The organism is Formosa sp. S-31 (genome assembly GCF_051172795.1).
Classification (GTDB): Bacteria; Bacteroidota; Bacteroidia; order Flavobacteriales; family Flavobacteriaceae; genus Formosa.
In genome coordinates, this window is record NZ_JAENDK010000003.1 from 20,222 (window position 1) to 35,917 (window position 15,696).

A 15,696-nucleotide genomic window follows, 5' to 3' on the forward strand; every position below is an offset into this window, starting at 1 on the left:
TTTTATGATTAATTTTAACGGAACAATTCAAGACAACAACACACTATTATCTTCAAACAACAGAGGTTTTGCTTATGGAGACGCTTTGTTTGAAACCATAAAAACCTCTTACGGAAAAATACTGTTCTGGGAAGACCACTACTTCAGACTTATGGCCTCTATGCGAATATTACGTATGGAAATCCCAATGTATTTTACCATGGAATTTCTTGAAGAACAAATAAAAAACACTCTGGAAGCAAATAACTTAAAAGACGCTTCTGCCCGTATAAAATTAACGGTATTCCGAAACGAAGGCGGATTATATTTACCGGAAACCAACGATGTAAGCTATCTGATTTCATCAAAAAAACTTGACAACGATTTTTATACTATTTCTGAAGATACATACGAAGTCGATTTGTTTAAAGATTATTACGCTGCTCCGGGTTTACTTTCTACTTTAAAAACCAATAACAAAGCCCTTCATGTTGTAGGTAGTATTTATGCCAAAGAAAATCAGCTTCAAAACTGTCTGATACTAAACACCGATAAACATGTTATAGAAGCCCTTAATGGAAACTTATTTCTTGTAAAAGGAACAACAATAAAAACAGCACCACTGACTGATGGCTGTTTAAAAGGTGTACTGCGATTACAGCTTCTGGAGCTTATTAAAGACCTTCCGGAATACACATTAGAAGAAGCATCGATTTCTCCTTTTGAACTGCAAAAAGCCGATGAATTATTTATAACAAATACAATAGTTGGTATTCAACCAATAAGTAAGTACAGGAAAAAGAGTTTTGCAAATGAGGTTTCTAAGGCACTCTTGCAAAAACTAAATGTAAAAATAAGGTTAAGTTAATTGTAGCTGGGGTTTTCGGGAGCGTTAGACCAGATGCTGTATTCGCCTCCGAATTCTAACATTTTTTCTTTCCAGAAGCTTTCATAATCTTTTTCAATTATAGCTTTCTGGTACACATTTTCTGTAACAACCCAGGAATTTATGCGCAATTCTTCGTCTAACTGCTTGGTATCCCACCCGGAATATCCTAAAAAGAAACGTATGTCCTTTTCCTCTATCTGGTTGTTGGCAATAAGGTCGGCTACGACATTAAAATCTCCCCCCCAATAAATGCCTAAGGAAATTTCTATACTGTCAGGGATAAGTTCAGGCACTTTATGAATAAAATACAAATTGTCCTGTTCTACGGGTCCTCCATTATATACTTTAAAGTTGACATTAAGTTCGGGAATAAGATCTTTGATCGTATAATCTAATGGCTTATTCAAAATAAATCCAATAGAGCCCTCATCAGAATAATCTGCTAAAAGAACAATCGATCTATTAAAAGATACATCACCTATTATTGATGGTTCTGCGATTAACAAATTTCCCTTTTTTGGTTTAATTGTAATCATACTCATAGGAATTTATACTTAAATCTAATATTATTTTTGTTAAATTCCAATATTTGATGACAGAATAATAAAAAAAGCCTTCAAGAAGTTGAAGGCTTTTAAAATATAATAAAGAAACTAATTAGTTTACAGCTTCTGATAATTCTGATCCAGCTTTGAATTTTACTACGTTTTTAGCAGCAATTTGAATGGTTTTACCTGTTTGAGGGTTACGTCCTTCTCTTGCAGCTCTCTCAGACACAGAGAAAGATCCAAATCCTACTAGAGAAACTCTTTTCCCGTCTTTTAATGCTCCTCCTATTTCAGTTAAAGCACATTCTAAAGCTTTTTTAGCAGCTGCTTTAGAGATTCCTGCGTGTTCTGCCATTGCATCGATTAATTCTGTTTTGTTCATAATTTTAAATTTAATTATTAATAAATCGTTGGTTAAACTATTTCGTTAAATCCTTTACAAATTTATACGGATTACCCAACCATGCAAGTAATACCAAGGGAAATACACCGATTTGTTGATAACTTCGCACATTTGTTAATAAAGAGGATGTATTTCGTCGATTATTTCCTAAAATGAGGAATAATAAGGGTTTACAGCAGTTTTGCCCCCGATTTAAATTCGTAACCGTTCAACAGATCTTGAGCACTCATATTTCGTTTTCCTGGTAATTTCATAAATTCTATATTGATATACCCTCCGTTTACCGCAACTTTTATTTCCTTTTTATTACAAACAATACTTCCCAGTTCCAGATTATGAGTTTGCTCATCTTTAGTTACCTCGTATAATTTGACATCTAAATCTTCATCGCCGTTTTTTAATATACACCAGGCAGCAGGATACGGACTTAATCCGCGAATTTTATTATATATAGTATCGATAGACTGCGTCCAGTCTATTTTACAATTATCCTTATTTAATTTATAGGCCGTTTTTAAATCGGCAGTATCTTCCTGCGGTGTAGTAACCACATTACCTTCGGCAATTAATTTTACAGTTTCCAAAACCAGATTACTCCCTAAAAGCATTAGTTTATCGTGTAAGTGCCCTACATTTTCATTCGGATCTATATCAACTTCCTTTTGTAAAATCATTTCTCCGGTATCTATTTTATCATCTATAAAAAATGTAGACACTCCGGTTTTCGTCTCACCATTTATTATAGCCCAGTTTATCGGAGCTGCCCCCCTGTAATTAGGCAATAAAGAGGCATGTAAATTAAAAGTTCCTAACTCAGGCATATTCCAAACTACTTTGGGCAACATTCTAAAAGCTACTACAATATTAAGATTTGCATGTAATGATTTGAGTTCTTCTAAAAATGCTTCATCCTTTAAATTTGTAGGCTGTAACACTTTTAAATTTTTCGATACGGCATATTGTTTTACGGCACTTTCATTCAGCTTCCTCCCACGCCCGGCAGGTCTGTCGGGTGCTGTAATAACGCCTACAATGTTATAATCATGCTCGACTAAAGTTTTTAATGTGGCTACGGCAAAATCTGGCGTACCCATAAATACAATGTTCAATGCTTTCATTATTTTTTATCGTTTTAAAACGCCTTCTGTATTAAGTATGAAAGAGTTTATAAGTATTTGATTTGGTTATGGAAATAATATGGTGTTCCAGTAATAGTTTTACTACTGCCAGAACATCTTGTTCTGTACAGTTTAGTTTTGAGGCCAGTTCTCTGGATGACAAATCACCATGTTCTAAAGCCTTTACAATTTGCTTTCTAATGGCTGTAAAATCTGTTGGTGCTTTTTGCTTCGATTTAACACCTACACAAACCGAACATATCCCACAGGATTTCACGTCTTTTTCTCCAAAATAGTGCAACAACTGAACGGTTTTACATACAGTGTCGTTCTCTACATAATCCAGCACGCTTTGTACCTGCTTTTGTTTTAGTTTATTTTGTTGTTCAATAATATTGGCTATTCTGTTAATCGTATTATTATCTTCTCTGGGTTGAATAAAAGTGACCTGTGCATCGGTCTTACTTTGTTGTAAAGTTATAATACTGTCGCGCTCTAAAGCCTCCAGAGCCCGCATTAAAACACTTTCGCTTAGCGACGCTTTATCTGCTATTAATGCCGTGTTTATTTTAGTTAAATGATCGAAAATACCACCATAAGTTCTTAAAAGCGATTTTACTACAAGCTGCAACTCGGTATGCGTATCCAGATAATGAAACAGTACTGCATTACTTACGGTAAACTGAACTAGCGTTCTATTATTAAACTGCTTGCTTAAAGCAATTACACTGGTCCTATCTAAAACCTGAAGCGCATTAAAAGTTAATGCACTATTAAAATTATACGTTTTACAAAAACTATTAAAACTGAAATCGTGCGTGGACAACTCGCCTTCCCCAAAGGAAATCTGGCAGTAATTACACAGTTTCCGGTATACCTGCTTAATAAAATCGATGCCAGGTAAAACATCTAAAAACTGATTTTTCACCAAAACAGCATCACTGTTATTTTTTAAAATAACGGCAAAAGCCTTGTCTCCGTTTCTTCCAGCTCTCCCGGCTTCCTGAAAGTAGCTTTCCAAACTTTCCGGCAGATTTAAATGAATAACCGTTTTAACATCTGGCTTATCGATACCCATTCCAAAAGCATTGGTAGCAACCATGACCTGAGTTTTATTATTCAGCCAGTCGTCCAGACGCTCTTCTTTTTCTGCATTATTTAATCCACCGTGAAAAGCTGCAGCTGAAACACCTTTAGTTTTTAAAAATTCAGCAAGTTCCAGAGTTAGTTTGCGGCTTCTCACATAAATTATGGAAGAGGCTTTATATTTTTTTAATATGGTTTCTATACGATAGTGTTTATCTTCTTCGTGAAAAACCATATAAGCCAGATTCGGCCTGAAAAAAGATTGTTTAAAGAGTTTGGGCTGAATAAAATCCAGTTCCTTTATAATATCTTCTACCACTAAAGGCGTTGCCGACGCCGTTAATGCCATGCAGTTTACCATGGGCTGAAGCTCTCTTAATAAAGTAATATTTTTATACGCCGGTCTAAAATCATTACCCCATTGCGATATACAGTGTGCTTCGTCAACTGCAATTAAATTCACATTCATTTGCTTAATGCGCGCCTGAACGATTTCCTGCTGCAGGCGCTCAGGTGAAATATACAGGAATTTATAATTACCGTACACGCAATTATCCAGCATAGTATCTAACTGGCTATAGGATAATCCACTGGTTAAGGCCATAGCCTTAATACCTTTATCCTGTAAAACCTGTACCTGATTTTTCATTAAAGCTACCAAAGGCGAAATAACAATACAAAGCCCCTCTTTAGCCAATGCCGGAATTTGAAAACATAAAGATTTTCCTCCACCTGTTGGCATTAGCACAAAAACATCCTCCCCTTCAATAGCTGCTTGAATGGCTTCTTCCTGAAACGGCCGGAATTCTGTAAATCCCCAGTACCGCTCTAATATGTTTACCGGATGTTGCATTACATCGCTTGTATAACCTTTAATATATATTCGGCTCGATTATCTATGGTATCGAAAGGGACATCTAACAAGTTGTAATTAAACGTTTCGTAAGTCTTTACCAGGGCATTGTGAATTTGTAAAGCCTGATCGAAATTTTCGTATCTCACAGCATCACTCTGGTATATAGCTTTCCAGGGCTTTAAAATAAATACAGTATCGTAAGGCATGCTTTCGCAATCTGTTCTAAACTGTCTGGGGTAATCATCTCCGCTGTAATCCATATATGCCAAAACGTCCGGCAGTCCGCGATCTAAAAATACCCAGTTCTGTTTTAAAGTGTCAGCCTCGAAATACTGCTTTTTTCTCCCTTCCAATAAACGTTCACTAAACAACAAGGGTTTAGTAAGAAACAACTGTTCTATACCTTCTTCGCGAGCATCCAGAGTGACCTGTCTTGATATTTCTTCTAAACAGGTATAGCCCTTCGCTGTAAGCGCATTTATAATAGACGACTTTCCTGTTCCGGGGCCTCCGGTAATAACAATTTTCTTAGTACTCAATTTGGCAAGGTTTTGGCTGTAAAATTCGTAATTTAAATCAGAAATAAAAAATGCAAACGAAATACTATCTTTGCATCTCAAAAACACTATTATGAGCACAGCTAAAAATTCAGAGGAATTCTACGATAAATTAAAAGGACAATTATACGACACTACAAAATGGCCGGCAGAATACCTTTACAAGTTTATTGTATTAACCGACCCTAATAAAATTGCCGAAATTGAAACCAAATTCGACAATCTTGGCGCGGTAATTAATACCATACCATCTAAAAACGGAAAATACACCAGTGTTTCCATTAATGTAAAAATGAAGGATCCTGAGGCCGTTATCGCTAAATATAAAGAAGTTACAGAAAATGTAGAAGGTGTTATCAGCCTTTAATATTTTTTTGTACTTTGCGAAAGCATAATTACTTCGTGCATTACTTTAACGCTACACAAATATATTTTGATAGACAACATAGAATACAACACCGAGCGTGAGCATTTGATTATACCAGAATACGGAAGACACCTTCAAAAAATGGTTAATCACCTAAAAACTATTGAAGATAAAGAAGAACGAAATAAGATAGCCCATGCCATTATTTCCGTTATGGGGAATTTACAGCCGCATTTACGCGATGTTCCCGATTTTCAGCATAAACTATGGGATCAGCTGTTTATTATTGCAGAATTTGATTTAGATGTGGAATCGCCTTATGGCAAACCGTCTAAAGAACTGTTAGAAAAACGTCCCGACCCCCTACCATACCCTCAAAACTTTCCTAAATATCGTTTCTACGGAAACAATATTAAAACCATGATTGATGTGGCAAACACCTGGGAAGAAGGCGACTTAAAAGAAGCGCTTATCTATACCATTGCAAACCACATGAAAAAATGCTTTTTGAATTGGAACAAAGACACTGTAGATGACAATGTCATTTTTGATCATCTTTACGAATTATCAGACGGTAAAATAAATTTAAAGAATACGGACGAAGACCTTTCGGATGCCACTAGTTTAATGCGTAACAAAAAGAAGTTTTCTTCAACTAACAAGAAATCTTACAAGAAAAACTCAAACTCCAATTCTAACCGTAACAGAAAACGCTACTAATTTCTCATGGCTACATTTATTATAGAAGGACAACACCAATTACAAGGTAGTATCCAACCCCAAGGCGCCAAAAATGAAGCCTTACAAATTTTATGTGCAGTATTATTAACTGCCGAAGAGATTACAATAAGTAACATTCCAGATATTATCGACGTCAATAAACTAATTACCTTATTAGGAAAACTAGGCGTAAAAATTAATAAAACAGCTCCCGGCACCTACACTTTTAAAGCCGACGAGGTTAATTTAAATTATTTAGAATCTGCTGAATTTAAAGAAGATGGAAAAGGCTTAAGAGGGTCCATTATGATTGTAGGTCCGTTATTAGCCCGTTTTGGTAAAGGCTATATTCCAAAACCTGGTGGTGATAAAATTGGTCGCCGACGACTGGACACCCACTTTGAAGGTTTTATAAATCTGGGTGCTAAATTCAGATATAATCGCGAAGATCACTTTTACGGTGTGGAAGCCGATAAATTAAAAGGTACTTACATGCTTTTAGACGAAGCATCGGTTACCGGTACAGCTAATATTGTAATGGCTGCTGTTTTAGCAGAGGGTAAAACCACAATCTATAACGCTGCCTGCGAACCTTACCTGCAGCAATTATGCAAAATGTTAAACCGTATGGGAGCCAAAATCAGTGGTATTGGCTCTAACATGTTAATTATAGAAGGGGTTGATGTTTTAGGAGGTACCGAGCACCGCATGTTACCCGATATGATTGAAATTGGTAGCTGGATTGGTCTTGCTGCCATGACAAAAAGCGAATTAACCATAAAAAATGTAAGCTGGAACGATTTGGGTGTAATACCAAATGTATTTAGGAAATTAGGTATTACCGTCGAACAACAGGGTGACGATATTCACATTCCCGCACATACAGATGGTTACGAAATACAAAATTATATAGACGGATCAATTCTGACTATTTCCGATGCACCCTGGCCAGGCTTCACCCCTGACCTATTAAGTATTGTATTAGTTGTAGCTACGCAAGCCAGAGGAAGCGTACTGATACATCAAAAAATGTTTGAAAGTCGCTTGTTCTTTGTTGATAAATTAATCGATATGGGGGCTAAGATAATTCTTTGCGATCCGCACAGAGCTACGGTTATCGGTCATGATTTTAAATCGAGTTTAAAGGCTACCACTATGACCTCGCCAGATATTCGTGCTGGAGTGTCTTTATTAATTGCTGCTTTATCAGCAAAAGGCACCTCAACCATTCATAATATTGAACAGATAGACCGTGGTTACGAAAATATAGATGAGCGTTTACGTGCTATTGGCGCTAAAATTACCAGAGTAGATAGCAATTAATATTTAAGATAAGTACAACAAAAAAATCCGATGCGCTTTTAACATCGGATTTTTTTATTGCTCTTCTTCTTATATTAATTTAAAGCTGCTTTTAATTTATCAAAAAGCAGTTGTTCCTTCTCACTAAACTGTGTTCCCCCAAAACCAAGGAAACCGCCTTCTTTGGCCGAATTTGCCACTTTCTCGGCGATACTTAAAAGCCAGTTTTTATATTCGGTGACAATCTGAGTATCTTCCTTAGCTTCTAAAATAGAAACTGCGCTGCTACAATCCTCTAAAACAGAAGCTGCAAGGGCTTCCGGCGTCTTAGCCTGATAACCTTTAATTTTATCCATTAACCTGCTACGTTGTGCTTTTAGGTCTTCCATGGTTTCATTCCGCTTTGCCGCATCGGTATCTGGAACTATGGCCTGAATTACCGGATTATTAACAAATACCTTTTTACCACCTAAAAAACTCTCAACCGTAGCAAACATTTCTTTTCCTGTACCTATTAATCCACTACTACCCGCTCCAGCCATTATACCTCCTATAAGTTGTGGCATGGCAGCTATTTTCTCCCATTCCTGTTCTGTATACTGCTCTAATTTTTCCATAATTTTAAATATTGATTTTTAACACCTTAAAATACAACCTTTAAAAATGGGATAGTATTAAAGAAAGTTTAAAATATAGTCAACATATTCAATGGCTTAAATTTTCTCTCTTCAAACAAAAATTTCGCAAACCAAATCTACCGCAGTAGATTAATAAAAATTCTTAAAACAAGAGCTCTACACCCAAAATCTTAAATAATGACAAATTTACCCTACAAAACTGACCATTCCGCAATTTAAGCGTGTCATTCATCCTGTTTTTTGCATATCACTCAGCAGAATCAAGGATTAAGTGGATATTTTCAAACGTTTTCATTGTTAAAGAAATGTTAAAATTATTAACACAAATTAAGAACTAAACCTGTAATTAGCCTAGAATTGGCGCGGGTTTTGTTAATATTAACATAATATTAAATATTGGTCAAATTTCCCATTACTGATAAAAGTCATATAATTTATTTCGTCCGGTATTGTACCTTTGAGTATATAAAGATGTAGTAAAACAGTGACTAATAATCAACAACTTAACATTTTTTTACTACCTTTTTATGAAAAAATAATTCAAAAAAACTAAAATCATGAAAACTCCACAAAAATTAAAGGCAGTATTGCCTTTGCTACTCGTTGCGTTTTTAATTTCCAACTTTAGCATCTCAGCTCAGACTTTATCATTAAGTAATTCAGATTCTAAACTATCTGTATTTGGCACATCCAGTTTACACGATTGGGAAGAAAAAGCCGAAAAACAAAAAGGTAGCATTACCATTGAAACAGGCGACACACCTGCTATAAAAGCATTAGCTATGGAAATTGCTGCAGAAAGCTTAAAAAGTGGCAAGTCTGGAATGGACAAAAACACCTATAAAGCATTAAAAACAGACAAACACAAAACCATTACTTTTAAATTAAGCGACACAAAATCGGTAACAGCTTCCGGAAACAACACATACAAAGTTAGTGCAACAGGAGCCTTAACCCTTGCCGGAGTTACAAAAACCATCCCGCTTGATTTTACAATGACAGTGAATGGCAGCACCGTTAAATTAACTGGTGAAAAATCATTCAAAATGTCTGAATTTAAAATAGACCCACCTACAGCCATGTTCGGAACAGTAACGACTGGAGATGAAGTTAAAATTACCTTTACTTCAGTTTTTAAATAACAAATGACAATTAATTATTATTAAATCTAATTCAAAATGAGACAATTTTTACGCACATTTTTCGTAGCTGCTTTTTTACTTGCTGGAGTAAGTATGTTAGCTCAAAACAGAAGACACATAGATAATTACAGGTATCCTGATCAAAGAGGTGTAAATGTATTTGAAGATCCTAAAGACTCAATTGCAACTTTCGACGGTGTTAAAGTTAGAGTTGGTGGTTCATTCGCTTTACAATTTCAGGCTTTAGATCATTCTTATGCTGGTAATGCTTTGGACACAGATGGTAATGTTATTAACCTTCAGCAAATAGGTTATAACTTTAACTTAGCCACTGCAAACTTAGACTTAGACGTAGCATTAGCTCCTGGTGTAAGAATGCACTTAAGAACCTATTTATCTTCTCGTCACCACCCGGAACCATATGTAAAAGGTGGATATTTCCAAATTGATGGTTTAGACTTCATTAGCGAAGGTCTTTTAGACAATTTAATGAAATATGCTACTATTAGAATCGGGCATATGGAAAACAACTATGGTGATGCTCACTTTAGAAGAACAGACAACGCACAAGCCATCTACAACCCATTTGTTGGTAACTTAATCATGGATTCGTTTACTACCGAGATTGGGGCTGAAGTGTACTACCAAAGAAACGGATTTATTGGTATGGTTGGTTTTACTAACGGTAAATTAAATCAAGATGTTAAATCTAGTAATGGAAAAACTGGTGGCGCTGCATTCATAGCGAAATTGGGGTACGATAAACAAATTAGTGACGATTTAAGATTACGTTTAACTGGATCTCTTTACAACACAGGATATACAGCTCGTAATGTATTATATTCTGCAGACAGAGCTGGATCTAGATACTATTTCGTTTTAGAACAGGAAGGTGCTTCTGCATCAGGGAATTTTAGATCAGGACGTTTTGACCCAGGATTTTCAAATAAAATAACTGCGGTTATGATTAATCCTTTCGTTAAATATAGAGGTTTAGAGTTCTTTGGAACTATTGAAATGACTTCAGGAAGAAGTTTAGCTGAATCTGATAGAAGAAACACAAATCAATATGCAGGTGAGTTAATCTACCGTTTCGGACATAATGAAAACTTTTATGTAGGTGGTCGTTATAATATGGTAGATGCAGAATTAGCAGGTGGAGATGATGTAACTATCGATAGATATCAATTCTCTGCAGGTTGGTTTATGACTAAAAACATTTTAGTAAAAGCTGAATATGTTAACCAACAACACCATGATTACGCAACAGGAAATATTCTAGAAGGTGGTAAATTCCACGGAGGAATGCTTGAAGCCGTAATTAGTTTCTAAAAAAACCTAAAACGTAACTTAATACATGTTTAAAAAACGCTTTATATTCTTAGTTATCTGTTGTTTCTCCTTTACCGGAACACAAGCACAAGAACACACCCAGGTGCTTATAAAAGCGACAAGCGAACTATCTATAAAAGGTAATACAAACATTAATAAGTTCTCCTGTAAGTTTAACACAGCAACATTATCAAACAAAATCCCGGCTAGTTATAAAGCCCAAAACAATAAATTAGCGTTTTCTCAGGCCACTTTAGTACTGAATAACGAGTGTTTTGATTGCGGAAAAAAAATGATTACCCGGGATTTTAGAGATTTAATTAAAGCTGAAACTTATCCGGATATTACCTTAACAATACATGAATTAATTAAATCGGACTCTGATCCAGATGTTTACAATGCCCTGGTAGAATTTAATATCGCCGGCGTAGCTAAAACTTATAAAATACCAGTGAGTGTACAAAGTAAAGAACACCTTGTCGCTTCAGGAAATATAAGTTTAAACATTAGAGACTTTAATCTAGAAAATCCTAAAAAGGCCTTTGGCCTGATTAAAATTGAAGATGTTATTTCAATACATTTTCTTCTTGAAATGGAAACCGTGTAAACACAAACATTAATTCTTAAACAAGCCCTTCTTTTATTAAAAGAAGGGCTTGTTTTTTATATAGTAAGAGAAAGTATCATACGCTGTTATAAAATAGAATAACATTTATACACCTAAACGTTATATATTAACTATCAACCAATTGAAAGACATATCTTACAAACACATTCGTTTTCCCTATTTATAAAAACCTCAAATCTATTCTTAATTTATTCTTAAAAACTAACAATTATTCAATTTTCCCCCTCAAATCATAAACTAAACACAGTCAATTGGTTAGTTCACAGTTATAAAAAAGGGTTTCACCGATTATATTTGACAGTATTAATTCAACCCGATATTTTTACAGCTGCCTCAGGGAGTGATTAATAGCGTAATACCTAACTGAACCTATACATTCATAATTAATAGACATTATGACAACATTTTTACGCTTTAAAGTTTTAATTGTTTTCTGTTTTTTATTTAGCGCCCAAAGCTACGCAAACGTAAACACCTATCATTCGTTTTCTTACTACTTTACTACTGCCTTACAAAAAGTACTCACACATTATTTTTATAGTGAAGTCGAGAATAACGCCGAATACTTGGTTAATAAGGATAACAAGTCTGCCATTGCCCTCACTATAACTTGTATTCCTATTACTAGAACACTAGATAAAAATGGCTTAGTTACCATTTCCTATAATGATCTTGTTACAATAAACTCTTCCGATGGAACAACTTCTATTTCTGTAACTGTAACAAATGATAACGACAATAATCAAACATTCACAGTTACTGATAGTGACTTCAACTTGGACTGTAATTTTCTCGGTTCAAATACTGTAGAGATAGAAGTTACCGATAATGATGGCACGAATACGAGCATGGAGACGTGTACTGCGACTATTACTATCGAGGAATACACACCGACCACAACTGTATCAATAATAAGTAGTGGTACTGATTTTGATATTTGTACAGGAGAAGATGTTGAATTTGTAGCTACTTTGGCTAATGAAATTCCCGGAGACTCATTTACCTATAATTGGTATCGATACGACAATAGTGATATATCACATCTATTAACCAATTCAAACGGAAATAGCGCTACTTTAAATACTACAGCCATACAAGATGGCGATAAAGTGTATCTGGAATTAATCTCAAACCTTTCCAGCTGTACCCCAGCGGTTACTAGTAATCAAAGCGCTACTTTTACCGTTAATCCAATTTTAAATGTATCGTATGCCATTAATTCAAATGATTCTGATAATACCATTTGTCTAGGTGAAGAAATATCATTTAACATCACAAATGTTCAAAATGGAGGAACACCTTCTCTACGAACGTATCAATGGTATTTTAATGATGTTCCTGTTTCCGGACCTCAGAACTCATCCTATAATTTCACCTCTTTAACGGAATCTGGTACTGTAAAATTGAAAATGACAACTTCCAGTGCTTGTGACAACCAGTTAGAATTTAGTAATGAAATTTATGTTACTGTTTTAGCATTACCAGAATTAACCCCTCTAACAGACTTAACTACTTCCCCTCAAATTTGTGTAAACGTAACAAATAATACGTTTATTCAATATCGAATTTCAGGTTCAGCCACAGATGCTGAAATAAGTGGACTGCCTTCTGGAATGGACATTCTTTCTGTAACCGAAGACACAAGTACAAGCCCTTCAACGTATATTGTAACTATTGGAGGAACTCCAACCGAGACAGGCATCTTTAATTATACGGTCTCTACCACGGATAGTGATTGTACCGAAGCTAGCACAAATGGTGTACTAGAAGTATTAGAAGAAGCCACCTTAATATTAAAGTCTGGCAGTAACCCAACCACTCAAGAGCAGTGTGAAAACGTAGCAATTAACCCAATAACATTTACAATAGGAGGAACAGCAACAGGAATTGACACTTCTGAATTTCCTCCATATTTTATTTTAGATTCCAGCGTTATTAGTCCCGATTATACTATTATTTCCGACCCTGATAACCTACCCCCTCCAGGTTCTTATTCTTTTAATGTTATACCTATCGGTGTCTGTAATAGTAATGCTTTAAATTACCAGCAATCTGTAAATATTACTATAATTAATAATCTGGAACCAGAAGTAGATATTGCTATAAGTAATCCTTCTCAAAGTATGCCATTTTGCGAGGGTACCAGTGTAACTTTTACGGCAACCCCAAAAAATGGAGGTACACCAACATTTAACTGGATTATAAAAGACAGTACAGGAAGCCCAATTTCCATTGCAAATAATGATAGTAATCCGGCAAAATTTACCACAAAAGACCTACCCGATGGCGCAAAAGTTTCTGTTGAAATGACCAGTTCTGAGACCTGTGTCACTACGACTACAGCTACCAGTAATGAAATTGAAGTTAACATAATGGATAAAATAACTCCTGAAGTATCCATTTCAACATCAACTGAAGAAGACGGAGTTCTAGATAATATTATTTGCGATGGCCAACAAATTGAATTTACTGCCAGTTACAGTTATTTAAACAATTCTACAGAAAACCCAGGATCTGAGCCTACCTACCAATGGAAAATAAATGGCAGTAATGTGGGGGTAAATTCAAACACATTTTCTTCAAACACTTTAAATGATAACGATGTTATATCAGTAGAAATAAAATCTCCTGACTCCTGTATTACTATACCTATAGCAACAAGTAATGAAATAATCGTTACTGTTAATCCTAATTTAACTCCAAAAGTAAATATTTCAATTTCGGAAGAGGACGGTGTAAACGATTTTAATATTTGTAATACCGCTAATGTTACTTTTACTGCCAACTACGAATATGAAAACAGCACAGCTGAATATCCTGGAAGCACCCCTGAATTCGCCTGGACCATTAGTGGTTCTAGCACGGTTGTTTCAACAAATCAAGTATATTCGGGACCTCTAACAGACGGGCAATCAGTTTCTGTAACAATTACGTCTTCAGATGCTTGTGTTACCAGCTCAACGGCAATAGCAACTACGGAGAATTTTAATGTTTTTTCCCCCCTTTCACTTCCAGTAATTTCTGGAAATACTGCAATATGCTTTCCTGACTCGGGAATTAAATATTCTGTCCCTGAAGATGATAATGTTTTAAACTACAATTGGGAAGTTCCTTCTGGTTTCCAGATAATTTCTGGACAAAATTCTAATGAGATTGAAATAAGTACAACTTCTTCAATAACCGCGGGTCTTAAAAACATTCGTGTTACTGCCTTAAATCCATGTGGAGAAATAATTTCTGAAAATTTTGAAATATCAGTCGGTTCTTTTGCATATGTAGACGCAGGCCCCGATCAATACGTTTGTTTAGGAACTACTTCTGTATTTTTAGACGGAGATATTAATGGCGTAATAACGGGCCCTAAATATTTTGAATGGAGTACAACAGCTGCAGACGTTGAAGTTCCAAACGGAAATGGAGCTGGAAATACAGATGCTATATTAAAAGGAGAAGTTACAATTCCTGGAGATTTACCCGCCGGATCAGAAATTATTATTACAATTAATGCAACAGGTAAAATTTCGCCAGACTGTCCCGGAACTCAAGAAGATTCCATGACAATACATATATTAGATAATCCAACTGCTAATTTTACAGTTGCTGGAGGTCCCGATATAGACGTTTGTACTGGACAAGACGCTCCTTTAGTAACCATTACAGGAACAGCCAATACTACTGTAAACTATCAAAAAACAGTAGGAACTGCAGCTGCTGTAGATTTATCCGTAAACATTGATAACACTGGCTCTGCAACCTTACCTTCAGAAACCAACCTTACAGAAAACATCACTTACACCCTGGTTTCTGTTGAGTATACAGATACTCCAACTTGTATACAATCCCTTTCTGAGCAGATAACAATCAACATATTACCTGATGCTATTCTTAATAACCCTACTAATAATCTAAACCAAGAGGTTTGCGAGAATTCGCCTATTGAAAATATTGAAATCACTGTTGATAATGCTACAGGCATGTCAATATCAGGTCTGCCTACAGGAATAAATATAACTCCTGCTTTTAATCCGAACATAAAAACCTACACCATCTCTGGTACAGCTGATGCCAATATTACTGGAGATATAAAATATACTTTAACTGCAACAGGAACGTGTGAGTCTGATGACATTT

Annotated in this window: 14 protein-coding genes; 8 read left to right on the top strand and 6 right to left on the bottom strand. The window is 35.4% G+C overall.

Annotated elements, in window-relative coordinates; all coding sequences use genetic code 11:
- The first annotated feature begins 4 nt into the window (after positions 1-4).
- The gene (locus I3217_RS04655) at positions 5-847 is read left to right on the top strand and encodes an aminotransferase class IV (protein WP_435048581.1); all 843 of its coding nucleotides are present in this window, start codon (positions 5-7) and stop codon (positions 845-847) included.
- On the opposite strand, the gene I3217_RS04660 is transcribed toward I3217_RS04655, so the two are convergent.
- From I3217_RS04660 to I3217_RS04680, 5 genes are all read right to left on the bottom strand, one after another.
- Entirely contained in the window at positions 844-1,404 is a 561-nt protein-coding gene (locus I3217_RS04660; protein WP_435048582.1) for a YqgE/AlgH family protein, read from the bottom strand. The genes I3217_RS04655 and I3217_RS04660 overlap by 4 nt on opposite strands.
- A gap of 121 nt (positions 1,405-1,525) precedes the next feature.
- Positions 1,526-1,798: an HU family DNA-binding protein gene (locus I3217_RS04665; protein WP_435048583.1), complete on the bottom strand. Its 273-nt coding sequence runs from the start codon at positions 1,796-1,798 to the stop codon at positions 1,526-1,528.
- A gap of 191 nt (positions 1,799-1,989) precedes the next feature.
- Positions 1,990-2,937: a methionyl-tRNA formyltransferase gene (fmt, locus tag I3217_RS04670; protein WP_435048584.1), complete on the bottom strand. Its 948-nt coding sequence runs from the start codon at positions 2,935-2,937 to the stop codon at positions 1,990-1,992.
- Positions 2,938-2,968: 31 nt separating this feature from the next.
- Positions 2,969-4,876: a RecQ family ATP-dependent DNA helicase gene (locus I3217_RS04675; RefSeq protein ID WP_435048585.1), complete on the bottom strand. Its 1,908-nt coding sequence runs from the start codon at positions 4,874-4,876 to the stop codon at positions 2,969-2,971.
- A complete protein-coding gene (locus I3217_RS04680; protein ID WP_435048586.1) occupies positions 4,876-5,418 on the bottom strand; it encodes an AAA family ATPase in 543 nt (180 codons plus the stop codon). Before I3217_RS04680 ends, I3217_RS04675 begins: the two co-directional genes overlap by 1 nt.
- A 91-nt stretch (positions 5,419-5,509) precedes the next feature.
- On the opposite strand from I3217_RS04680, the gene I3217_RS04685 reads away from it, so the two are divergent.
- From I3217_RS04685 to murA, 3 genes are all read left to right on the top strand, one after another.
- Positions 5,510-5,803: a DUF493 family protein gene (locus tag I3217_RS04685; protein ID WP_435048587.1), complete on the top strand. Its 294-nt coding sequence runs from the start codon at positions 5,510-5,512 to the stop codon at positions 5,801-5,803.
- A 66-nt stretch (positions 5,804-5,869) separates the two neighbouring features.
- Positions 5,870-6,523, top strand: coding sequence for a DUF4290 domain-containing protein (locus tag I3217_RS04690; RefSeq protein ID WP_435048588.1), 654 nt, complete (start codon positions 5,870-5,872; stop codon positions 6,521-6,523).
- Positions 6,524-6,529: 6 nt separating this feature from the next.
- Entirely contained in the window at positions 6,530-7,846 is a 1,317-nt protein-coding gene (murA, locus tag I3217_RS04695; protein WP_435048589.1) for a UDP-N-acetylglucosamine 1-carboxyvinyltransferase, read from the top strand.
- Positions 7,847-7,920: 74 nt separating this feature from the next.
- On the opposite strand, the gene I3217_RS04700 is transcribed toward murA, so the two are convergent.
- Entirely contained in the window at positions 7,921-8,442 is a 522-nt protein-coding gene (locus I3217_RS04700; RefSeq protein ID WP_435048590.1) for a hypothetical protein, read from the bottom strand.
- A gap of 578 nt (positions 8,443-9,020) precedes the next feature.
- On the opposite strand from I3217_RS04700, the gene I3217_RS04705 reads away from it, so the two are divergent.
- From I3217_RS04705 to I3217_RS04720, 4 genes are all read left to right on the top strand, one after another.
- Positions 9,021-9,605 (top strand): YceI family protein, encoded by a 585-nt coding sequence (locus I3217_RS04705; protein WP_435048591.1) that lies wholly within the window; start codon positions 9,021-9,023, stop codon positions 9,603-9,605.
- 36 nt (positions 9,606-9,641) lie between these two features.
- Positions 9,642-10,937, top strand: coding sequence for a hypothetical protein (locus tag I3217_RS04710; RefSeq protein WP_435048592.1), 1,296 nt, complete (start codon positions 9,642-9,644; stop codon positions 10,935-10,937).
- A gap of 25 nt (positions 10,938-10,962) precedes the next feature.
- On the top strand, positions 10,963-11,544 hold the full coding sequence (locus I3217_RS04715) for a YceI family protein (protein ID WP_435048593.1): 582 nt from the start codon (positions 10,963-10,965) through the stop codon (positions 11,542-11,544).
- A 416-nt stretch (positions 11,545-11,960) separates the two neighbouring features.
- A partial coding sequence (locus I3217_RS04720) for a hypothetical protein (RefSeq protein WP_435048594.1) occupies positions 11,961-15,696 on the top strand: 3,736 nt, incomplete at its 3' end.